Genomic DNA, 22,243 nt, shown 5'->3' with positions numbered 1-22,243 from the left:
TCACGCGGATGTAGAAAGCCCCGGTTCCCCGATGGTGGGGGCCGGGGTTTTTTCATGTCCATCTATGTCCAGTGACTCGGAGCTTCAGGAGGAGCGGGACCGGCGCATCGCGGAGCTGGAGGAGCGAATCCAGCGGCGTGGGGTGGGGGTGAAGGCGCCGGTGGCGGTCTTGGCGCTGGTGGTGGGCGGGGTGTTGCTGGGGCTGATGTGGAAGGACGTGGCGTACTTCTTCTCCTCGCGCACGCCGCTGACGCTGGGGGCGGAGGGGGAGTACCGGTACGACGTCCTGGAATCCAACCGCTACGTGCAGCTGCACGGGGTGCCGACGCTGCGAGGGGCGTACGGGCGGGAGGGAGAGGACGTCTACGTGGTGGTGGGGCTGCGGGAGTCCCCGTTCCTGGTGCGCCGGAGGGCCTTGCCGGGAGAGGAGTGGGCTCCGGGGCGGGTGCCGCCGAGGCCGGACTCCCGGCCTTTCGGGGTGAGGGGGCGGCTGTTGGCGGAGGAGGACGGGGAGCGCTACCGGGAGGGCTTCAAGCTGCTGAGGGAGATGGGGGAGGTGCAGCCGAGGGACGGGCGGTTGTGGCTGGTGGTGGAAGGGGAGAGGCCGGGAGGGGACAAGGGGGTGTTGTTGGCGGCACTGGTCCTGGTGCTGTTCCTGCTCGGAAACGCCGCGCTGCTGCTCCGGGGCCTGAAGAGAAGACCCACCTGAGCCCCATCACCCGAGAGAACACAATTTCCCCTCTCCCCCCGGGAGAGGGACGGGGTGAGGGTATCCGGGCCCATGGTTGAGCCCGTGCAGGGTCTACGGCTTGTTCCCCGCCTGCGTCTGCGCCTGAGCGAGTGCCTTGCGAATCCGTGGCGCGAGAGAGCCCCAGCCCTTGGAAATCCGCTGATCGAGCTCGAGAGCGGCGGAGAGATGAGGGATGGCGGAGGCCGGATCGCCGCTGGTGAGAGCGGCATTGCCCGCGCGCCACTCTTCCTGGAAGCGAGCGAGCGTCGAGGCCAGGCCCTCCAGCTGGGCGCGCCGGGCGAGGGTGAGGGCGGAGTCGACCTTGCCGGCCTCGTAGAGGGAGAGGGCCTCGGTTTCGGCGTCCTCGTCGGAGACGAGCTCTGCCTGAGGCGCAACGGAAGCGGGCTTCACGGAGGCCTTGCCACTCGACGCCTTCACCCTCCCGGTCTCCCGGGGCTTGGACCCCTCGGCGATGGACTGGGCACTGATCGGCCGCGCCCCGGACCGCACCTTCGCGGCCGGAGCCGCGGGCACCGGAGCGGGCTGCACGGGCTCGGGGGGCGCCTCCTCGACGGCGGGAGCCACCTCGACCGGCTCGGCCCCGGTCTCCGGCTCGGGAGCGGCCTCCGCGGGAGCCTCGGCCACCTGCCCGGACTCCACGTCCCCGGCTGAATCCGGCGCGAGGCCCATGCGCGCGAAGCGCAGGGCGGCGAGCGTGAGGAACACGGCCACGAGGGCGCCGGTGGCGACGGCGAGCAGGAGGATGCGGCGGGAGCCGAGCCCCACCCGGAGAGACGAGCCCGCCCGGCTGGAGGAGGCCCGAGGGCGCGCGGGCGCGGGCCCGGGCCCCCGGAGCTGGAGGATGGCATTGCCGAGGGCGAGCTCATCCCCGGAGCGGAGCTCCACCTCGCCGGAGAGGCGGGTGCGGTTGACGTAGGTGCCGTTCTGGCTGCCGAGGTCCTTGAGGGTGAGGCGGTCGCCGCGGCGGGTGAGCTGGGCGTGGCGGCGGCTGATGGAGGGGTGCTGCAGGCGCAGGTCCGAGGTGGAGGCGCGGCCGAGCACGAGGACGCCCTGCTTGACGGGGAGCAGCTGGCCGACGCCGGGGCCGCGCTCGACGTAGAGGAAGGCGGGGGTATGGCCGGGGTCCTCGTACTCGCCGGAGTCGAAGCGGGCGGGCAGCTCGCGGTCGCGGCCCTCGCGGGGGGCGCCGCTGGGGCCGCGGCGGGGGCGGCGGCGGGGGCCGGCGGGGAACTGGGGGACGCGCTGGGGGCGAGGGTCGTCCGCCTGGAGGGGGGCCACCTCGTCATCGTCGAAGGGGAGCTCGACCTCCGGCTCCTGGCGCGAGGCCGACTCCCCCGGGGGGCGGGGTGCGCGGGGCGGGCGCTTGGGATTGGGAGGACTCATGGGGGCGCATTCTCCCAGATTCGACGGCGGACGGAGATGGGGGCGGGCAGGGGAGGGGAAGGATAGTCCTTTTTCGGCGGCCTGGAGTGCCCACGGGGCATCAGAGTTGTCTCACACTGTCAGGCATTTGTGGTCCGGGACGTGGGGAAGTCCTAGAGTCCGGCTTTCCAACCCTGGAATGGACCAGCGGAGGTTATCGCACGTGGCCGCAGCATCGATTCGCCTCTTCAACACGATGACGATGCAGAAGGAGTCCCTGGAGCCGGCGGTGCCGGGCAAGCTGGGGGTCTACGTCTGCGGCCCGACGGTCTACAGCTACGTCCACATCGGCAACGCGAGGACGTTCACCTCGTTCGACGTGGTGGTGCGCTACCTGCGCTACCGGGGCTTCGAGGTGAAGTACGTCCGCAACTACACGGACGTGGACGACAAGATCATCAAGGCGGCGCACGAGACGGGCGAGGAGCCGGTGGTGCTGGCGGCGCGCTTCGTGGAGGCCTTCCGGGAGGACGCCCGGGCGCTGCACCTGCTGGAGCCGGACGTCTCGCCGAAGGTGAGCGATCACCTGGCGGAGATCATCGGGATCATCGGCAAGCTGGTGGACAAGGGCCTGGCGTACGAGTCGCAGGGGGACGTGTACTTCTCGGTGAGGCGCTACCCGGAGTACGCGAAGCTGTCCAAGCGCAACCTGGACGACCTGTGCGCGGGGGAGCGGGTGCAGCCGGGCGAGCAGAAGCACGAGCCGCTGGACTTCGCGCTGTGGAAGGCGGCGAAGCCGGGGGAGCCGGCGTGGGACAGCCCGTGGGGCAAGGGCCGGCCGGGCTGGCACATCGAGTGCTCGGCGATGAGCGCGAAGTACCTCGGGGAGACGTTCGACATCCACGGAGGCGGGTTGGATCTGATCTTCCCGCACCACGAGAACGAGATTGCCCAGAGCGAGGGCGCGAGCGGGAAGACGTTCGCGCGCTACTGGATGCACTGCGGCTTCCTCGACCTCGAGGGCGCGAAGATGTCCAAGTCGCTGGGGAACGTGGTGCGGCTGAGGGACGCGCTGGGGAAGGTGGACCCGGAGGCGCTGCGTTTCTTCTTCGTGGGGACGCACTACCGGCACCCGCTGAACTTCGCGGACAAGGGGCTGGCGGACGCGGAGCAGCGGATGGAGTACTTCTACGAGACGCTGCGCAAGGTGGACGAGCGCGTGGGCGGGAAGGACTTCGGCAAGGGTCCGTTGTACGGCGAGCCGGGCAGGTTCCTCACCGAGTTCGAGTCGCAGATGGACGACGACTTCAACACGGCGGGAGCGCTGGGGGCGTTGTCGGGGCTGTTCGCGCAGATGAACGAGCTGACGGACAAGCCGCCGGTGAAGGACAAGGCGCAGGTGGGGCGCACGCTGCAGGCGCTGCGTGAGGACGTGCGCAAGGTGTCGAAGGTGCTGGGCCTGTTCGAGGACGAGCCGGCGCAGTGGCTGCTGAGGCGGCGCGACCGGGCGGTGAAGGAGCGGGGCATCGACGTGGCGAAGGTGGAGTCGCTCATCCAGGCGCGCAACGAGGCCCGCAAGGCGAAGAACTTCGCGGAGGGAGACCGGCTGCGCGAGGAGCTCAAGGGCCTGGGGGTGGAGATCCTGGACACGGCGGCGGGCACCGTGTGGAAGGTGGCTCCGCAGGCGTAGTGCGGGAGCGAGGAGGGCCCACCCTTCAACCCTCCCCACCGCGGAGCAAGAGCCCCTCACGGGCCCGGGGGATGAACCCGGGCCCGGCGCTCCTACGGGCCGAGGTTCAACACCCGCACCGGCGTCAAGCTCTTGCTGCTCACGCCGTCACCGAGGACGCCCGAGCTCGACGTGTTGTCGCTGCCCCAGGCCCAGACGGAGCCGTCGTTCTTCACCACCACCGTGTTGTAGACGGCGTTGCTGCCCGTGGCCACGGTGGAGACCCCGCTCATGCCTGGTACCTGCCCCGGCACATTGCGGCCGGTCGTCGTCCCATTGCCCAGCTGGCCCTGGCTGTTGTCGCCCCAGGTCCAGACGGTGCCGTCATTCCGCACCGCCACCGTGTGGCCAAAGCCGCCACTCATGGCCTTGACGCCGCTGAGGACCTGCACCGGCGTGTAACGATCGGTGTTCGTCCCGTCCCCGACCTGGCCCGCCCAGTTGCGGCCCCAGACCCAGCCGGTGCCGTCACTCTTCACCGCCATCGTCTGCCAGTAGCTCGCGGCGATGGAGACGACCCCGGTGAGACCCTGCGCCCGCACCGGCGTGGTGCGCACGGTGGCCGTTCCGTCTCCGAGCTCTCCTGCCATGTTGCGGCCCCAGGCCCAGACGGTGCCGTCATTCCTCAGTGCCACGGAGTGATTGATGCCAGCGGCCAAGGCCGTGACGCCGGTGAGTCCCACCACCCGCACCGGCGACAGGCGGGTGATCTCCGTCCCATCTCCGAGCGGGCCCGTCCAGTTGTCGCCCCAGGACCAGACGGTGCCGTCATTCTTCAGCGCCAGATTGAAACTGCCACCGGCGGCAATGGCGACGATGCCGCTGAGCCCTGGCACGATCCCCGGCGTGTTGCGGGTGGTGGTCGTCCCATCCCCGAGCTGGCCGGAGCCGTTGTAGCCCCAGGTCCAGACGGTGCCGTCATGCTTCAGTGCCACCGTGTGGTAGAAGCCCAGGCTGACTTCCTTGACGTTGCTGATGCCCGGCATCTTCGCCGGCACCTTGCGAGTGGTGGTCGTCGTCCCATCCCCGAACTGGCCCGCCCAGTTGTCGCCCCAGGCCCAGAGGTTGTTCTCCCCATCCCGCGCCACCGAGAAGTGGGAGGTGGTGGTGGCGGCCTTGGCGGTGCAGTTCTCGCCCACCGTCTGGGTGAGCACCCGGACATTGCTCCAGCACGTCTCGCGATCCCCCGCGCTGCTGATGGTCATGGGGTAGGCCTTGATCTGGAACGTGTGGGCGCCGCACGACACCCCCGCCAGGCTGAAGCTCCAGCTCCCCGAGCCGGTGCAGGAGCTCAGTCCACCCGAGGCGTTGCAGCGCTCGGCCGTGCCGATCAGCGTCCCGTCGACGTAGTACTCCAGGCGCACCGCGTTGGCGGGATAGGTGACCGCCCAGTCCCCCGCCCCCGCCATCTCCCCCTGGTACGTGCTGATGCCCGCGAGGCTCAGGGTGGAAACGCTCGTACCGGAGCAGATCGCCGCCTCCCGGGTGCCCAGCGGCTCTCCGGCTGGAGTCACCTCCGCCTCGGAGCTGACTCCACAGGCCGCGAGCAGCAACAACCCACTGAGCAAGAGCGATGCAGGGCGGCGGGCCAGGTCTCGTTTCATCGGAAACTCCCCACGGTTCTGTTATGACGGGAAGTCTACATTATTATCCAATATTTGGAATTCAAGTAAGAGCTGTGTCCGAGGCACGGGCAGGGCAGGGTCCGCCGTTCAACCATCCGGGCGAAGAACCTCCCCGCTCCAGCGGTCAGGTCGTGGTAGGGGCACACGAGCCATGAAGCGAATGCTGGTGCTCCACGCCGCCCTGATCCTCCTGCCGCTCGCCGCCCGGGCCCAGCTCACCACGGCGGCGGAGAAGGCCGCCGCGCAGAGCATCGAGGCCGGAGACCTCCGGGCCCACGTGGGCTTCCTGGCCGCGGATCTCCTCGAGGGCCGGGGTCCTGGCACGCGCGGTGACGCCCTCGCCCAGCACTACATCGCGACCCAGTTCCAGCTCCTGGGGCTGAAGCCCGCGGGTCCCCACGGCAGCTACCTGCAACCCTTCGAGCTGGTGGGGATGACGGGCCACCCCGAGACGCTGACCTTCAGCAACGCCACGGAGCGCACGGAGCTGCGGTTCCACGACGACTTCATCGCGAGCTCGGGGGTGCAGGCGGCGGAGGCGGTGCTGCAGGACTCGGAGCTGGTGTTCGTGGGCTACGGCATCCAGGCGCCCGAGTACCAGTGGGACGACTTCAAGGGGATGGACCTGAGGGGCAAGACGCTCCTCATCCTGAACAACGATCCGGAGGACGACCCGAAGCTCTTCGGAGGCAAGGCGCGGCTGCGCTACGGCCGGTGGGACTACAAGTACGAGCAGGCCGCGAAGGTGGGGGCGGCGGGGGCCATCCTCCTGCACACCACGCCGAGCGCGGGGTACGCGTGGCAGGTGGTGCAGACGTCCTGGTCGGGCGAGCAGTTCGAGCTGCCGGCCTCGGAGGACACGCCGCGCCTGCAGATGAAGGCCTGGACGACGGACGAGGCCACGCGCCGGGTGCTGCGGCTGTCGGACAAGGACCTGGACTCGCTGCGCACGGCGGCCCGGAGCCGGGACTTCCACCCGGTGCCGCTGGGGGTGAAGGTGTCCACGCGCTTCGCCAACCAGGTGCGCCGCCGTCCCACGGCGAACGTGCTGGGCCTGCTGCCGGGGAGCGACCCCACGCTCTCCAGGGAAGTGGTGCTCTACACGGCGCACCATGATCACCTGGGCATGAAGGACGACCCGAAGCCGGGCGAGGACGCCATCTACAACGGAGCTGTGGACAACGCGTCCGGCGTGGCGGCCATGCTCGAGGCGGCCGAGGCCTTCACCGTGCTGCCCAAGGCACCGCCGCGCTCCATCCTCTTCGCGGCGGTGGCGGCCGAGGAGCAGGGGCTGCTGGGCTCGCAGTACCTCGCCGGGCACCTGCCCGTGCCCCCGGGACGCGTGGCGGCCAACATCAACATCGACGGGCTCAACATCCACGGACGCACGCGGGACGTGACGGTCATCGGCCTGGGCAAGTCCTCGCTGGACGCACCCCTGACGGCGCTGGCCCGGGCGCAGGGGCGCACCATCAAGGCGGACCAGTTGCCGGACCGGGGCTTCTTCTACCGCTCGGACCAGTACAACTTCGCCCGGCTGGGCATCCCCGCCGCCTACTTCAGCAGCGGCATGGACTTCATCGGCCGGCCGCCCGGGTGGGGCAAGGAGCGCCGCGAGAAGTGGGAGGCCCTGCACTACCACCAGCCCTCGGACGAGCTGGGCCCGGACTGGGACTTCTCCGGCGCGGTGGAGGACGTGCGGCTCTTCTTCCTCCTCGGGGCCCACGTGGCCCGGACGCGCGAGCTGCCCCGCTGGAACAAGGGCGACGAGTTCGAGGCTCCCCGGCTCCAGGCGCTCGAAGCCCTGAGGAGCGAGGGAGCGAAGTAGCTCCCGCTCCGTCCTGTCGTGGGCGGAGCGACGATTTGGAACCGGCATCCCCGCACTTCGGGTGTTAAACCTCCGAGCCATGCCTGAGTTCCAACTCGTCAGCGACTACAAGCCCCAGGGCGACCAACCGCGCGCCATCGGTGAGCTCACCGAGGCCGTGCTGCGCGGGGATCGCTACCAGACGCTGCTGGGCGTCACGGGTTCGGGCAAGACGTTCACCATGGCGAACGTCATCGCCAACGTGAAGCGTCCCACCCTGCTCATCGCGCACAACAAGACGCTCGCCGCCCAGCTCTACGGGGAGTTCAAGGCCCTCTTCCCCAACAACGCCATCGAGTACTTCGTCTCGTACTTCGACTACTACCAGCCCGAGGCGTACATCCCCACCACGGACACCTTCATCGAGAAGGACTCCTCCGTGAACGATGAGATCGAGCGCATGCGCCACTCGGCCACGCACTCGCTGCGCACGCGCGACGACGTGCTCATCGTGGCCAGCGTGTCCTGCATCTACGGCCTCGGTACCGCGCGCTCGTACGTGGACATGGCCGTCACCGTGAACGTGGGCGCCGAGCTGGGCCGCGACAGCTTCATCCGCAAGCTGGTGGAGAGCCAGTACGAGCGCAACGATCTCGACTTCCACCGCGGAACCTTCCGCGCCCGCGGCGACACCGTGGAAGTGTTCCCCGCCTACGAGGAGGAGCGCGCCGTACGCGTCAGCTTCTTCGGCGACGAGGTGGAGAAGATCACCGAGTTCGACCCGCTGCGCGGCGAGACGCTGGGCGCGCTGGACAAGGTCGTCATCTTCCCCGCGAGCCACTACGTCACCCAGGTGGACACCCGGAAGAGCGCGCTTCAGACGATCCGCGACGAGCTGTCCGAGCGCCTCCAGGAGTTCAAGCGCGAGGGCAAGCTGCTCGAGGCCCAGCGGCTGGAGCAGCGCACGATGTACGACCTCGAGATGATCGAGCAGGTGGGGTACTGCAACGGCATCGAGAACTACTCGCGGCACTTCTCGGGCCGGCTCCCCAACGAGCCGCCCCCGTGCCTGCTGGACTACTTCCCGCGCAACATGCTGGTGCTCATCGACGAGAGCCACCAGACGGTGCCGCAGATCGGCGCCATGTACCGCGGGGACCGCTCGCGCAAGGAGACGCTGGTGTCGCACGGCTTCCGCCTGCCCAGCGCCCTCGACAACCGTCCGCTCAAGTTCACCGAGTTCGAGGACATGGTGCAGCAGGCCGTGTTCGTCTCGGCCACTCCCGCCGAGTACGAGCTGCAGAAGTCCAAGGGCGTGGTGGTGGAGCAGATCATCCGCCCCACGGGCCTGACGGATCCCGAGGTGGAGGTCCGCCCGGCGCGCAACCAGGTGGATGACATGCTGGAGGAGGTGCGCACGCGCGTGGCGAAGCAGGAGCGCGTCCTCGTCACCACCCTCACCAAGCGCATGGCGGAGGACCTCACCGAGTACCTCACCGAGGTGGGCATCAAGGTCCGCTACCTGCACTCGGACATCGGCGCCATCGAGCGCACCGCCATCATCCGGGACCTGCGCAAGGGCGAGTTCGACGTGCTCGTGGGCATCAACCTGCTGCGCGAGGGCCTCGACATCCCCGAGGTGTCCCTGGTGGCCATCTTCGACGCGGACAAGGAGGGCTTCCTGCGCAGCCACGTGTCCCTCATCCAGACCATCGGCCGCGCCGCCCGCAACCTCAACGGCCGCGTCATCATGTACGCCGAGTCGCTGACGGACTCGATGAAGCTCGCCATCGAGGAGACCAACCGCCGCCGCGAGGTGCAGCGCGCCTACAACGCGCAGCACGGGATCACGCCCAAGGCGGTCAAGAGCCACATCCTCGACCTGTCCGAGCACCTCTACGACGCGGATCCGTCCGCGCTGCCCATGGCCGCCGATTCGGCCAACGACGTGCTGGAGCCCAAGGAGATCAAGCGCCTCATCGGCGAGTTCACCCAGGACATGCAGCACTACGCCGACGAGATGCAGTTCGAGAAGGCCGCGGAGATCCGCGACCGCATCGTCCTGCTCAAGGACATGGAGCTGGGACTCAAGCCGCCCAGCCGCATGCTGCTCAAGGCCCCGCCGAAGCCCGCCGACGAGAGGAAGCCCGGCACGCCCGGTCCCAAGGGCCGGCGCGGAGGCAAGGGTGGGGGAGGCCCGCCTCACGGCAAGACGGGCATCGGACCGAGGAAGAGCCGCTGATTCCGTATGGACGCGAAGCTCGAAGCCAAGCTGGAGTCGCTGCCCACCGAGCCCGGCGTGTACCTGATGAAGGACCGCCGCGGAGAAATCATCTACGTGGGCAAGGCGATCAACCTGCGCAACCGCGTGCGCTCCTACTTCACCCGTACCGGGGACACGCGCGCCTTCGTCTCGCTGCTCGATCAGTTCCTCGGCGACATCGAGACGGTGCTCGTCCACAACGAGAAGGAAGCCCTCCTCCTCGAGAACGAGCTCATCAAGAAGCACAAGCCGCGCTTCAACGTCCTCCTCAAGGACGACAAGCAGTACATCTCGCTGCGGCTCGACCGGACCCAGGCCTATCCCCGCCTGGAGGTGGTGCGGAAGTACGAGAAGGACGGCGCGCGCTACTTCGGCCCGTACTCCAGCGCCAGCGCCATCCGCGAGACGCTGCGCATCATCAACCGCTACTTCCACCTGCGCACCTGCACGGACCACGTGCTCGCCAACCGCAAGCGGCCCTGTCTCCTGCATCAGATCGGCCGCTGCCCCGCGCCCTGCGTCTACCCCGTCCCCGAGCAGCACTACCGCAAGAGCGTGGACGAGGTGGTCCTCTTCCTCGAGGGCAAGGCCGGAGAGCTGGTGGACGGGCTGCGCTCGCGCATGAAGCAGGCCGCCGGTGAGCTCAAGTTCGAGGAGGCCGCGCGCATCCGCGACCAGCTGCTCGCCATCGAGCGCAGCCTCGAGCGCCAGAAGGTGGCCACCACCGACTTCAAGGACCAGGACGTCTTCGCCTCCCACCGCGAGGGGGATCGGCTGCTCGTCTACGTCCTCTATGTGCGCCAGGGCCGGCTCAACGGCGGCCAGGCCTTCCCGCTCGGCAGCCAGGAGTTCCCCGACGAGGAGCTGCTGCCCTCCTTCGTCAACCTCTATTACGACCAGGGCAACTTCGTCCCCGAGGAGGTGCTCCTCCCGCTGGACATCGAGGAGCGCGAGGGCCTCGAGGCGCTGCTCACCGAGCGCAAGGGCGAGCGGGTGCGCGTCATGGTGCCCAAGCGCGGCGAGAAGCGGGACCTGGTGGACATGGCGCAGAAGAACGCCGAGCAGGCCGTCATCGAGCGCCGCCGCACCAAGGACGAGACCGAGGCGGTGCTCTACCGCCTGAAGGAGCGGCTCCACCTGCGCAACCTGCCGCGCCGCGTGGAGTGCTTCGACATCTCGCACTTCCAGGGCTCCAGCATCGTCGCCTCCCAGGTGGCCGCCACGGACGGGGAGATCGACAAGTCGCGCTACCGCCGCTACCGCATCAAGACGCTGGAGACGCAGGACGACTTCGCCAGCATGCACGAGGTCATCTCCCGCCGGCTCAAACGCGGCCAGGAGGAGGGGGACATGCCCGATCTGTTGGTCATCGACGGTGGCAAGGGCCAGCTCGCCAGCGCGCTCGCCGCCGCCAAGGACCTGGGGGTGGAGGGCGTGGACATCATCTCGCTGGCCAAGAGCCGGGACCTGGAAGTGCACGACCGCGACGAGGAGAGCGCCCGCAGCCCCGAGCGCGTCTTCATCCCCCACCGCAAGGATCCCATCGTCCTGCGGCAGAACTCGGCGGAGCTGTACCTGCTCGCCCGCCTGCGCGACGAGGCCCACCGCTTCGCGATCACCTTCCAACAGAAGTCCATGCGCAAGGGCAACTTCCACTCCGTCCTGGAGGAGATTCCAGGGGTGGGGGAGACGCGCAAGAAGCTGCTGCTGCGCCAGTTCGGCTCCCTCAAGCGGGTGCGCGAGGCCACCATCGAGGAGCTGGCCGAGGTGCTCGGGCCCACCCTGGCCGAGCGGGTTCACGCCGCCCTCCATGGCCACCCCGAGGAGGACTCGGAGGATCCCATCCGCGAAGCCTCCCTGGCGGATGCGGGTGCCCTGGTGGACGAAAAGTCAGAAGAAGGGTCGCCACCCGGCTCGCCGTGATTAATTTCCGGTCGAAAGCGGGTGCGCAAAGTGCGCTGAATCCGCGATGTTCCTGGGGTTTTTCATTGCGGCTGGGCTTGGCGCTGATTTATAGCGGACACGTCCAGTCGAGACGTCTTCAAGGGGCGAGGGACCGATATGAGGCTCTATCCGAAGGTGATTCCGATCATCTCCCGGGAGGTCGTCCAGAGGCTGATGCAGGACGGGGATATCGAGGTAGAGCCGATGCGCGTGGCTGATGCCGAGATGGACCTGTCCGCCATCATGCGGGAGTACCTGGCGAACGAGGAGCGCGTGAATCAGGCGACGCGCGAGGCCCTGGAGCGCCGGGGCTACGACTACTCGAAGTTCAACCAGGTGAAGCGTGAGATGGCCGACGTTCGCGGCTTCAAGATGGGCGACGAGGGCATCGAATACGTCATCAACCAGATGATCGAGTTCCTCCTCATCAGCCGCAATGTCGAGGAGGTGTATGCCGCCGACAACGTGCTTCGGCAGAAGATCCACGTGGTGATGAAGAAGCACCTGGACGTGGATGACGAGATCGACAAGGAGGCGCGCTCCCGCCTGAAGCACCTGCAGGAGGGAACCAGCGCGTTCGACATCGAGTACAACAAGACGGTGGAGCAGATCCGCCGCGCTCGGGGCCTCATCTAGCGGGCGGGGCGGGCGCTCGTCCGCCCGGCCGCTTGGGGTCACCCACCACCGCCTCCGCTGCCTACCCTCCCTGGAGGAGGCAGCGTCGATGGCGGGATTCCTCTCCAGCTTCGTGCTCACCGGGCTGCTCGCGGCCAGTCCGGGGGGCTTCCGTTTCGATGGGCCCGAAGTGTCCGCGCGGACGACGGGCAACGTCGGTTTCTTCACACAGGGCACCACCCCCTTCACGGACCTCTTCGAGCGGGGCACCGGCCGGGCCGAGCTGTCCGTGCGGGACCGCATCGCGGACCCGCGGGCCACCTACGGGGATTCCGGCAGCCTGGTGGCCACCTTCGATATCGCCGGGGACACGTACCGGGTGGAGCTGGACCAGGTGGGCTTCCCGCCGGCCCAGGCCCTGGCCTCGAAGCCCGTGATGGGGCCCTTGCCGGGAGCGCCGGCCCAGCCCATCGCGGGCGGGGTGGTGCTCGGCCAGGACATGCACGGCGGGGCGGCGCTCGGCTTCGCCCACACGTCGCGGGTGCACGCGGCGGCGGCGCTGTGGGGCATCGGGCGCGTGTGGCGCAACGGGCAGCTGCTCACGGACGCGGCCCTCATCCATGCCGCCGCGCTGGACCAGGGGGCGCACGCGGACGACGAGACGTTCCGGACCCTGCCCGTGGCGCGTCCGGGGGACACCGAGCTGACCGTGCTGGCGTGGAACCTGCCTCGCGAGGCCGAGCCCCGGGGCTTCATCCAGTTCGACTTCGACAACGTGGCCATCACCGTGAATGGCCGGGACGTGCCCGCGGTGGCGGCGATCCCCACGGCGGGGAATGTCGCCGGGGTGGCGCCTCCGAACTCGCCCGTGCCGGGGGGCGCCTCCCTGGGGGCCGTTCCCAACAGCGCCCTGTCACAGCAGCAGGGCGTGGGGGGCTCCGGTGGGGCGGGGACGGGGCAGAGCCAGTTCGGGGCCGGGCAGACCCAGTTTGGCGTCGGCCAGACTCCTTTCGGGGCCGGGCAGACTTCGTTCGGGAACCCGCGGGCCCAGGCCGCCGTGCAGGCCCAGCTCGGGGCGGTGGATGGCCTGTCGGATCCGGCGAGGACCCAGGGCCTGGCGCGGGTGGCCGATACCACGCTGCCGGGACCCGCGACCCAGCAGGGCGCGCTCCTGGAGCCCTTCCTGGACGCGGGCCGCGTCTCGCCCGCCACGCAGAACCCCAATCAGCCGGATGTGGTGTCACCCGGGTTCTCGACCACGCCCATCGTCCCGGATGCCTTCGTGACGCCGGAGCTGCCGGGGCGCGTGGCGCTCAACGCGAACGAGCCCGGGGCCCCCGGCCAGCTCGACTCGCAGTTCCCCGGCCAGCGGACGCCCATCGTCCCGGAGGCCTTCCAGAACAACCCCGCGCGGCAGAGCGGCGACCAGCTGCCCCAGCCCACGCTGAACGGCTTCGTGCCGCTGACGACGGCGCCGCGGCAGTCCACCTTCCTGTCCACCCAGGGCTCCTTCTCCGTGGTGCCGCTGGTGCCCGGAGTGGCCGGGCCGGAGTTCGCCTTCGGGGGGACCCGGGTGGCCTCCGGGGTGGTTCGCACGCCGAGCCCGGCGCAGGTGCAGACGCCCGCGGTGCCGCTCGTGGCCACGCCGCAGCCGCTCAACGTGCAGCAGCCGGTGCCGCTCGTCGCCGGGCCCCAGCCGCTCAACGCGCAGCCCGCGGTGCCGCTCATCGCCTCACCGCCGCCGCTCAACTCCCAGCCCATCTCCGGCACGCTGCCCGGCGCCACGGCGCCGACGACGACTCAGGGCGCCGGCTCGGTACCGGGCCTGGTGCCCGCCAATCCCAACGCGGGCACGAGTCCCGCCGCCACGACTCCGGCCGTGTCATCGCCAGGCGCCGCGCCCTCGCCATGATCGTCCAACGAGAGCGGGGCGTTGCCGACGCCCAGCTCCTCGGCGAGCGCGGTGAGCACGTCCCGCGCGCACTCCAGCCGTGCTTTCGGCACGCGGGAGAGCGCCCGCTTCACGGCGGCCTCCACCGTGCCGTCGGAGGGGACATTCATCGCCCGTCCCGCGTCGGTGAGGAAGAGGAGTGCCTTGCGCGCGTCGAGCGGATCCGACCTGCGCTCGACGAGGCCCCGCTTCTGCAGGCGCTTCATCACGCCGGTGAGCGTGCTGGGGTGCACATGGAGGATCTCCGCGAGCCCGCCCGCGGTGATGCCGGGGTACTGGCCCACGAGCCGCACCACCAGCCGCTGCGGGCCCGTCAGCCCCATGGTGGTCTCCATGAACTTGGAGGTGGAGCGCAGGCCCTGGTCCACGGCCCACAACAGGCGCAGGAACTCCATCACCTCGTCCAACGGGGCGGCTTCGTTCTCGTTCGCGGCGCAGGGGACGCTGGCCGCGTGCAGCTCCTTCAGGGGGCCCATGGGAAGCTCGTGGCCGGTTCGGCAAGCAGGGGCGTCATCGGGGATTCCTCGGGGGAGGTGGTGCACGGCGCCAGTGGCTCTGCTCCGCTGAGCAAGGCCTGTGCCGCCCCTCGCTTCCCTGTGTGGGGTGGTGCGTCAATGCCTCCGAGGCTGGCAAAGCGCACGTCCTCGCGTTGCGAAATGCCCCTCTGAAATGGCGCTGGGACATTTCGCCCCACGCCGGGAGGGGAGCGAAAAATTGACCCCCTGCTACCGGCCTGTAGCTTGTCGCACATGACAACACCCGCTGCCGCCCTCGTTGCCGCTCCCGCGACGCTGCGCCGCTCGGGGGCCGATCCGCTCCGCCAGTCGATGGAGCACCTCGGCCACGTGCTGCCCGTGCGTGCCGATTCCACCGTGCTCCTGGACTTCCTGGAGGACGACCTGCGCGAGGGGCTCGACGCGCTGGGAGATGTCGAGGCGCACTTCACCGACGTGCTCGAGGCCCTCCATCCGGACGCGCTCTCCCCGATGGGGATGCTGCAGGCGGGGGACGAGCAGCGCGTGCTGGAGCGGCTGGAGCTGCTGATGGACGTGGTGACGCGGGTGCGCCGCCGGCTGTCGCAGGCGGCGGGGTTGATGCGTCAGACGACTACCACTTGAGCTGTTCCTTGCCCTGGGCCTGTCTGGCCTTCTCGCCCGGGCGGGAGTACGAGGTGAGGGTGGCGCGCACGGCCCCCAGGTCGATGGTGCCCACGGCCGCGAGCGGCAGCCGGCGGTCATCGTCGGTAATCCACACGTGGACCTCGCGCTGCATCTTGGGGTTGTCCAGGCGCACGGCGGTGCCGGCCAGGTGCCAGGCGTCGAACTCGCCGAGCGGCAGCGACACGTGCTCGCGCTTCACCACGCTGGCGGACATGCGCCACATGCGGCGCACGCCGTAGACGTCGAAGCACACGGGCATGCCCTCCTTCAGGGGCAGCTGGCGCATCATGTAGATGGCGCCGGCCACGTCCATGCCCTCGTGCTCGTAGGCGTAGTTGCTGCGGCCCGGCTTGCCCTTCACGACGTAGTCGATGCGGACGCTGCGCTCCTTGGAGTTGAAGGCCACGTCCACGGTGCGGTGCTGCTCGTTCTCCGTGGCCTCCTCGGTGTAGCGCGAGGGCCGCAGCGTCTTCGGGTGCATGTAGCTCATCGCGGTGGCGTTCACCCGGCGCACCTTGGAGAAGAAGGAGTTGGTCTGGACCTTGATCTGCACCGGCAGCGAGCCGTCCTGCTTCTTCTGCACGGACATGACCATCTTGCCGGCGGTGGCGCCCATGGCGTCGAGGTCGAACTCGAGCTCCTCGCCCGGAGCGAAGGAGAGCGGAGAGCGCAGGGTGGGCAGGCGCTGGGCGCACGCGGGCACGGGGGCGGGGGCGGCCGGAGCCTGGGCCGGAGTGGCGGGAGCCTTGGTGTCCTCGGGCCCATCCGCGTCGGGCAGCTGCGCCCAGGCCGCGGAGGAGAAGCTGAACAGGAGGGCTGCGAGGGCGGTGCGCATGGCGGTCATCCTTGATTCCAGGTGAGACGTCTCCAATTCACTTGGGACGGACGCCCGAACGCTTCGCATATTCGGACGCTTCCCAGCGTTTCCTCAAGCGGAGGGTCATCTCCCGGCGTACCTGCTCCCACTGCCGGGCCTCCGTCTCCACTTCATAGCCCGAGCGGGTGAGCCGCCGCGCGGCCTCCCGTGCGAACGTCTGCTCCCCGAGCGATTCCAGCAGCCGCAGGTACTCGTAGTCCTCGAGCCCATCGCGGATGCTCTTGAGGCGCAGGGAGACCACGGGCTGGTGGCGGGAGAAGCCCGGCCGGGCCGGAGTGCCCGGGTAGAAGAGGGTGCCGTCGCCGTTGCCGCCGAACTCGAAGACGTCCGTCCAGGGGTCCTTCTTGGTGTTGTAGGCGAAGACGGTGTCGAAATAGAGCTCGCCGTCCACGCCGGAGAGGAAGGCCAGCGGGCCCATGGCGCGGTTGAGCGGGGTGGGGTGGTCCACCATGTACGAGGCCCAGCCGCTGTAGGCCTTCTCGGCGGCGGCGTCCGGGGCGGGCCCGCCGTTGCAGCCGTGCGAGTTGCAGCTCTGGTACCACCACACCTTCACGTGGGGATCGAGCTTGCCGCGCAGCGTCTGCAACGGGACGACGTTGCGGCACGTCTGGGGCCCGGGGCGCGGGAAGAAGCAGTTGAGCGTGGGCGCGAGGATGTCCGCCGAGCCACGCAGCGCGTCATCCAGCGGGGCGGTGACGAGCACGGGCACGTCCTGTTTCGCCGCGCGGACCCGCAGGGCCTGGGTGCGGACGAGGGCCACTTCCTCGGGCCTGGGCTCGTCCTTGGCGTAGAAGAAGAGGCGGGCCTTCCAGCCCTTCTGGCGGAAGTGCTCGGCGAAGGCGCGGTAGTACGCGGACTTCTCCGCGTCGGTGCGGGCCGCCTTGCTGTCGCGCACGTCGGCGGTGGTGAAGCGGGCCCCCGAGTCCAGCGCGGTGCCCTCCAGGAAGGGGGCCATCTCCGCGTCGTACGCGCTGAAGTCCACCACCGCCTTGCCGCCCTCGAAGCGCACCGGCGGCGCCTCCATGCTCATGCCGTGGGCGCTGACGCGGTGGGCCAGCAGGGTGCTCACGTAGTCGCGCAGCAGCGCGCGGGCCTCGGGAGACTCGGGCTTCAGCCCGTGCGCCTTGGAGATGCTGTAGAGCGAGATGCCGAAGCTGTTGGGCAGCGAGGACGTGGCGGGCAGCACGAAGGGCTGCACCTCCGCGGTGAAGGGCACGGGCGCCAACGCCTTGCCTCCGGCCTCCACGAGCAGCGCGCCCTGGTACGTGCCCGGCGCCTGGGACTCCGGAGCGCACAGCTCCACGTAGAGGACGTGGGGCGCTCCCTCCGGCCCGGGCGAGGACTCCACCGGTACCAGCGGGTCCGGCCACAACCCCGTACGGCCCTGGGAGTTGGAGGGCGTCTTCACGTCCAGGTACGCCTCGCGCCACACCGAGGCTTCCAACGTCTTGCCCTCGGGTCCGCGCAGGGCCAGCGGCTTCACCTTCAGCTTCGCGCTGCCCGGGGGGAGCACCACCTGGGCGGCCTCGCACTCACCGCGCGCGAGGCTCAACCGGGCTTCCTTCTCTCCCTTCAGCTCGACGCCGGGCCGCACCTTCTCCAGCGCGGAGACCACTCGAGGTTCGGGCGCCGCGGTCAGCATCTCCGCGAGCAGCCACCCCATCGCCCAACCCGCCCCCATGTTCCCCCCCTCCGCGGCCTCTGGCCGCTCTACGTTCCGTTCCGCGCCGTCGCCGTGGCCGACGCGATGATCTTCCCCTGCTGGTACTCCGTCAGCTCCGCCACGAGCGAGCCCAGGACGAGCTCCGCCTCGATGCGCACCGGCAGGTGGCGCGCGTCCGCGGTGAACCAGGCCACCATGTCGCGCTTGGAGGCCAGCTTGCCGGAGAACTCCGTGTACACGCGCATGCGGAACACGTCCTGCTTGCCCACGGCCGTGTCCAGCGTCTCGCGGGCCTCCACCTTCGCCTTCATCATGAAGCTCTTCGAGCCGGTGAAGACGGGGTAGGCGTACTCCTGGCCCACCTCCAGCACGCGGTTGCGCAGCGCGAAGGTGGCCCCCGCCACGTCGAGCGTGCCCTCTGGCAGCTCATGGGAGGACTCGCGGGGCGTCTCGCCCTCCTTCTGCTTCACCACCTGGGCGCTCTTGCCGTCCTCGGCCAGCTTCACGCGCACGCGGCGGCGCTTGTTGTTCTGGTCCTCGTGCATGTCCGAGCCCAACACCCGCTGCGTGCCGAAGTCCCAGTAGGAGACGTACTTGTCCTTCACGGGCCACACGCCCGTGATGGCTTCCGACTTCGCCAGCGACACGATGGGCCAGACTTCCTTGCCCCACTGCTTCATGGGGGCGCCCACCGTCACCTGCGCCGAGCCCGCCGTGACTCCGAGGTACTGGATGCGGTAGCGCGCCTGCTCACCGGGGCCGAAGGCGGACGACGTCCCACCCTGGGCGAGGGCAGCCCCCGACATCAGGAGGCTCAACAGCATCCCGGTGAACATTCCCTTGGACTGCATGCGCATCAATGGCTCCTGGCAAGGTAGGCAGCCGCTGGCCGGGGTGCCAACCGCACCGCCAGCCGCGCTTCTCCGACTGCCTGCTCATGGACGAATGGCGGGGTGGCCCATTCAACCGCAGAATTCCCCCGCTTGTGCATGCCGGTGTGGGGGGCATGAGGGAGCCGGTAGGACAGCATGCGGCCAGGCCCGAGCCCCCGTCCGGTGGAGTGGAGGAGCCCTTCCCCCCGCGAGGCTGCTAGCCTGGGCCGAGCCCGGCCGGCGTGGAGCCCGAGCCCGGCCCAGGAGGGACGCGATGCCGCTGGACTACTACGAGGACGAGGACGAGAAGGACTCGGGCTCGAAGAACGGCCGTAAGGACTTCGACTGCCCCGAGTGCAACGCCAACAACCCGCTCGAGGAGGCGCTCGCGGACGGCCAGGAGTTGCTCTGCAACTATTGCGGCTGCGAGTTCCTGGTGAAGGCCCAGGACAACGGCCGCTTCAAGTTCAAGGAAGTGTGAGCGGGCGGTGAGCCCCGGGTGGGGGCCCCCGCGCTCAGGTGCGCTCGCCGAAGATGGCGGTGCCCACGCGCACCAGGGTGGCCCCTTCCTCGATGGCCAGCTCGAAGTCGTGGGTGGTGCCCATGGACAGGCCCGTCAGCCCGTGCTGGCGGGCCAGCTCCCGGAGGGTGCGGAAGTAACCCCGGGCCACCTGCTCATCCTCGGTGGGCGGGGGCAGGGACATGAGGCCCTCGATGTGCAGCCCCGGCAGTGCGCGCGCGGACTCCAGGAAGGGCCCGAGCGCCTCGGGGGCCAGCCCGCTCTTGCTGGCCTCGCCGCCCACGTTCACCTCCACGTAGCAGGGGATGGGCGAGTCCTGCCGGCGGCGCGACAGTTCCTGGGCCACCTCCAGCCGGTCCAGCGCGTGGAAGGAGAGGGCGGCCTTGGCCACGTACTTCACCTTGTTCGTCTGCAGCGGCCCGATGGCGTGCCAGCGCAGGCCCTCGAGGCCGGCCAGCTCCGCGGCCTTGTCCCGCAGCTCCTGCGCGTAGTTCTCCCCGAAGTCGCGCTGGCCCGCCGCGTACGCCTCGCGGATGAGGGCCGCGGGCTTCAGCTTGGACACGGCCACCAGGGTGACGGAGCCGGGCTCCCGGCCCGCGCGGGCACAGGCCGCGGCCACCCGGGCCCGAATCCGCTCCAACCGCTCGGCGACTTCACTCATGGCTTGCTCCAGGGAAGGGGGACGCCGGCCCGGGCGAGCAGCTCCAGCGTCTCGCCCAGCGGCAGGCCGATGACGTTGGTGGGGCTGCCCTCGATGCCCGCCACGAGGAAGCCGCCCTTGCCCTGGATGGCGTAGCCACCGGCCTTGTCCAGGGACTCGCCGGTGCTGGCGTACCAGGCGATCTCGCCCTCGCTCAGGGGCCGGAAGGTGACGCGGGTGCGGACCACCGTGTAGTGCTCGCCGGGATGCTCGCCGGAGTGCTCGCCCCCGGGGCCGGCGAGCGCCACGCCGGTCTGGACCTCGTGTGCCCTACCCGACAGTCGACGCATCATGTCGCGGACCTCGGCCTCGTCGTGGGGCTTGCCGAGCAGCTCCTCCCCGAGGACGACGGTGGTGTCGGCGGCCAACACCCAGGAACCCGGATTCCGGGTGGCGACCGTTCGGGCCTTTTCGCGGGCCAGCCTCAGCACGTAGGCTGTGGCGGCCTCGCCCTGGTGGGGGGTTTCGTTGATGTCCGCCGCGGACACGTCGAAAGCCAGTCCGAGCTGGCCGAGGAGCTCGCGCCGCCGCGGCGAAGCGGACGCGAGAACGAGCCGGGTTTGACCCACTGAGGTGTGCATGTTACGGCTCGCCTCTAGCAGAACTGCGCCCTGGAGTGGACCCTGGATGAATCCCGCGGACCTGCTCGCGGCCATGACGCGCACGGTGGAGCAGTTGGCCGCCTACAACGACATCGCGAAGGCTCTGACCTCGACGCTCGAGCTGCGCGAGGTGCTGAACCTGATGATGGAGAAGGTGCGCAGCCTGCTCAGGCCCCGCAACTGGTCCCTGCTGCTCCAGGACGAGCGCACGGGCAAGCTCTACTTCGAGATCGCCGTGGGGGAGGGGGCGGAGCTCCTCAAGGGGCTGCAGCTGACCCCGGGCGAGGGCATCGCCGGGGCGGTCTTCTCCACGGGCACGGCCCGGCTGGTGGAGGACGTGACGCGCGACCCGCTGTTCGCCTCCCGCTTCGATGAGGTCTCGGCCTTCCGGACCCGCTCCATCGTGGCGGTGCCCCTCATCGCCCGCGGCCGGGTGCTGGGCGTCATCGAGCTGGTGAACGGGGCCACGGATCGGCCCTTCACGCAGGATGACCTGATGGCGCTGACGGCCATCTCGGACTTCGCGGCCATCGCCATCGAGAACGCGCGCAACTTCCGGCGGGTGCAGGAGCTCACCATCACCGACGAGCACACGGGCGTGTACAACGCCCGGCACCTGCGGGCGCAGCTGGAGCACGAGGTCCGGCGCTCGCAGCGCTTCCACCACCCGGTGTCGCTCATCTTCCTGGACCTGGACCGCTTCAAGTCCATCAACGACGCGCATGGCCACCTGGTGGGCAGCGCGGTGCTCAAGGAGGTGGGCGAGCTGCTCGTCTCCTGCTGCCGGCAGCTGGACTACGTGTTCCGCTACGGCGGGGACGAGTTCGCCCTGCTGCTGGTGGAGACGGGCACGGACGGGGCGATGACGAGCGCCATGCGCATCCGCGACACCTTCCGCAACCGGCGTTTCCAGGAGGCGGCGGGGCTCGACTTGCAGCTGACGGCGAGCCTCGGGGTGGCGACGTATCCGGAGCACGCGCTGTCGTCGGTGGACCTGGTGCGGGCGGCGGACTTCGCCATGTACGCGGCGAAGGCGAGGGGCCGGGACGACGTGTGCCTCGCGGTGCCGCACGCGGACATGCCCGGCGGCGTGGCCATGATGCCTCGCAAGAAGTAGGGCGGCGGCGCGCGTCAGTAGACGAAACAGTCGAACTGCTCGATGACGGCCCTGAGCTCTTCCGGGGTGGTTTCGAGCTTCTTCGCGACGGCGGGAGCGTACTTCGTTAGCACCACCGTGGACGGCGGCTGGTCGTGGAGCTCGTCCACGACGACACTGCCAAACAGACCGGGCCACTTGCCGCGACGTAGCTCGGGAGCCCGGCCGCTGGGGTCCAGGAAGGTGAAGCAGGGCCACTTGGGAAAGCGGAGGGTCCGGGGGTCACACCCCATGAAGCGGCAGCCATCCAGACGGGCTTCGGAGAAGTCTCAGTCCTCGATGGAGCCCAACTGGTACTCCGACTCCTTGCCGTACTCGGGCCAGTGCCCGAAGTCACACCCCGACAGCCGCCCCTTGAACCGGCAGCCCTTGAGTGAAGACGTTATCCAGTCCTGGTGGTTGATCAACTCCTGCTTCACCTCGAAGGTGCAGTCGATGAACCGTGCGCCGAGGACGTGCAGGCGTCTGGCGGGCACTTTCAGGACAACAGTACAGTTGCGCAGCGTCAGGTTGGGTCCAAGGAAGTAGAGCGAATCCTTGTCTGTTAATTCCAACCGCTCATTTTCAAACGTCTTGTTTTCGATGAGAACGTTGGTGAGCCACCCCATGGCCGCCCCTTCAGAAGGTGAGCATCCGGAAGAACTCG

18 protein-coding genes and 1 pseudogene are annotated in these 22,243 nt (G+C 69.5%); 10 read left to right on the top strand and 9 right to left on the bottom strand.

Annotation, left to right across the window (positions count from 1 at the left end):
* Positions 1-64: 64 nt before the first annotated feature.
* A complete protein-coding gene (locus VFZ09_RS11230) occupies positions 65-709 on the top strand; it encodes a hypothetical protein (RefSeq protein WP_329727526.1) in 645 nt (214 codons plus the stop codon).
* A gap of 93 nt (positions 710-802) precedes the next feature.
* Here VFZ09_RS11230 and VFZ09_RS11225 read toward each other — a convergent pair whose 3' ends face one another.
* Positions 803-2,134 carry an FHA domain-containing protein gene (locus VFZ09_RS11225; RefSeq protein ID WP_329727525.1) on the bottom strand — a complete coding sequence of 444 codons (1,332 nt, stop codon included), beginning with the start codon at positions 2,132-2,134 and terminating at the stop codon, positions 803-805.
* 202 nt (positions 2,135-2,336) lie between these two features.
* On the opposite strand from VFZ09_RS11225, the gene cysS reads away from it, so the two are divergent.
* Positions 2,337-3,803 (top strand): cysteine--tRNA ligase, encoded by a 1,467-nt coding sequence (gene cysS, locus VFZ09_RS11220; RefSeq protein WP_422653092.1) that lies wholly within the window; start codon positions 2,337-2,339, stop codon positions 3,801-3,803.
* Between the two features lie 92 nt (positions 3,804-3,895).
* Here cysS and VFZ09_RS11215 read toward each other — a convergent pair whose 3' ends face one another.
* Positions 3,896-5,446 (bottom strand): hypothetical protein, encoded by a 1,551-nt coding sequence (locus VFZ09_RS11215; RefSeq protein WP_329727523.1) that lies wholly within the window; start codon positions 5,444-5,446, stop codon positions 3,896-3,898.
* Between the two features lie 172 nt (positions 5,447-5,618).
* Between VFZ09_RS11215 and VFZ09_RS11210 the strand changes: the two genes are divergently transcribed.
* The 5 genes from VFZ09_RS11210 (at position 5,619) to VFZ09_RS11190 (ending at position 14,008) form a co-directional block, all read left to right on the top strand.
* A complete protein-coding gene (locus VFZ09_RS11210; RefSeq protein WP_329727522.1) occupies positions 5,619-7,295 on the top strand; it encodes a M20/M25/M40 family metallo-hydrolase in 1,677 nt (558 codons plus the stop codon).
* A gap of 79 nt (positions 7,296-7,374) precedes the next feature.
* Complete coding sequence (gene uvrB, locus VFZ09_RS11205) at positions 7,375-9,516, top strand: excinuclease ABC subunit UvrB (RefSeq protein WP_329727521.1); 2,142 nt, start codon at positions 7,375-7,377, stop codon at positions 9,514-9,516.
* A gap of 6 nt (positions 9,517-9,522) precedes the next feature.
* Positions 9,523-11,460, top strand: coding sequence for an excinuclease ABC subunit UvrC (gene uvrC / locus VFZ09_RS11200; protein WP_329727520.1), 1,938 nt, complete (start codon positions 9,523-9,525; stop codon positions 11,458-11,460).
* A gap of 138 nt (positions 11,461-11,598) precedes the next feature.
* Positions 11,599-12,117 carry a DUF507 family protein gene (locus VFZ09_RS11195; RefSeq protein ID WP_043403067.1) on the top strand — a complete coding sequence of 173 codons (519 nt, stop codon included), beginning with the start codon at positions 11,599-11,601 and terminating at the stop codon, positions 12,115-12,117.
* A gap of 88 nt (positions 12,118-12,205) precedes the next feature.
* Complete coding sequence (locus tag VFZ09_RS11190) at positions 12,206-14,008, top strand: hypothetical protein (RefSeq protein WP_329727519.1); 1,803 nt, start codon at positions 12,206-12,208, stop codon at positions 14,006-14,008.
* On the opposite strand, the gene VFZ09_RS11185 is transcribed toward VFZ09_RS11190, so the two are convergent.
* The gene (locus VFZ09_RS11185) at positions 13,897-14,523 is read right to left on the bottom strand and encodes a MarR family transcriptional regulator (protein ID WP_329727518.1); all 627 of its coding nucleotides are present in this window, start codon (positions 14,521-14,523) and stop codon (positions 13,897-13,899) included. The two genes, VFZ09_RS11190 and VFZ09_RS11185, sit on opposite strands and share 112 nt — an antisense overlap.
* Before the next feature lie 273 nt (positions 14,524-14,796).
* On the opposite strand from VFZ09_RS11185, the gene VFZ09_RS11180 reads away from it, so the two are divergent.
* Positions 14,797-15,165 (top strand): hypothetical protein, encoded by a 369-nt coding sequence (locus VFZ09_RS11180; RefSeq protein WP_329727517.1) that lies wholly within the window; start codon positions 14,797-14,799, stop codon positions 15,163-15,165.
* On the opposite strand, the gene VFZ09_RS11175 is transcribed toward VFZ09_RS11180, so the two are convergent.
* Genes VFZ09_RS11175 through VFZ09_RS11165 form a run of 3 tightly spaced genes read right to left on the bottom strand, consistent with a single transcriptional unit; the run spans position 15,155 to position 18,604 of the window.
* Positions 15,155-16,051: a DUF3108 domain-containing protein gene (locus tag VFZ09_RS11175; protein ID WP_329727516.1), complete on the bottom strand. Its 897-nt coding sequence runs from the start codon at positions 16,049-16,051 to the stop codon at positions 15,155-15,157. The two genes, VFZ09_RS11180 and VFZ09_RS11175, sit on opposite strands and share 11 nt — an antisense overlap.
* A gap of 28 nt (positions 16,052-16,079) precedes the next feature.
* Positions 16,080-17,765, bottom strand: coding sequence for a DUF4091 domain-containing protein (locus VFZ09_RS11170; protein WP_329727515.1), 1,686 nt, complete (start codon positions 17,763-17,765; stop codon positions 16,080-16,082).
* A 29-nt stretch (positions 17,766-17,794) separates the two neighbouring features.
* A complete protein-coding gene (locus tag VFZ09_RS11165) occupies positions 17,795-18,604 on the bottom strand; it encodes a DUF3108 domain-containing protein (protein WP_329727514.1) in 810 nt (269 codons plus the stop codon).
* A 289-nt stretch (positions 18,605-18,893) separates the two neighbouring features.
* On the opposite strand from VFZ09_RS11165, the gene VFZ09_RS11160 reads away from it, so the two are divergent.
* A complete protein-coding gene (locus VFZ09_RS11160; protein WP_047859028.1) occupies positions 18,894-19,100 on the top strand; it encodes a hypothetical protein in 207 nt (68 codons plus the stop codon).
* 34 nt (positions 19,101-19,134) lie between these two features.
* Here the strand turns inward: VFZ09_RS11160 and VFZ09_RS11155 are convergent, their stop codons facing one another.
* Both VFZ09_RS11155 and VFZ09_RS11150 read right to left on the bottom strand, forming a co-directional pair.
* Complete coding sequence (locus VFZ09_RS11155; protein ID WP_329727513.1) at positions 19,135-19,800, bottom strand: YggS family pyridoxal phosphate-dependent enzyme; 666 nt, start codon at positions 19,798-19,800, stop codon at positions 19,135-19,137.
* Positions 19,797-20,420, bottom strand: coding sequence for a Maf family protein (locus VFZ09_RS11150; RefSeq protein WP_329727512.1), 624 nt, complete (start codon positions 20,418-20,420; stop codon positions 19,797-19,799). The genes VFZ09_RS11155 and VFZ09_RS11150 overlap by 4 nt, the downstream gene beginning before the upstream one ends.
* A 46-nt stretch (positions 20,421-20,466) precedes the next feature.
* Between VFZ09_RS11150 and VFZ09_RS11145 the strand changes: the two genes are divergently transcribed.
* On the top strand, positions 20,467-21,558 hold the full coding sequence (locus VFZ09_RS11145) for a sensor domain-containing diguanylate cyclase (RefSeq protein WP_329727511.1): 1,092 nt from the start codon (positions 20,467-20,469) through the stop codon (positions 21,556-21,558).
* Between the two features lie 14 nt (positions 21,559-21,572).
* Here VFZ09_RS11145 and VFZ09_RS11140 read toward each other — a convergent pair.
* Positions 21,573-22,205 (bottom strand): annotated as a pseudogene (locus VFZ09_RS11140) (hypothetical protein).
* Positions 22,206-22,243: the final 38 nt, after the last annotated feature.

Source organism: Archangium sp. (assembly GCF_036277355.1).
Lineage (GTDB): Bacteria > Myxococcota > Myxococcia > Myxococcales > Myxococcaceae > Archangium.
This window is presented reverse-complemented; position numbering and strand designations above follow the sequence as displayed.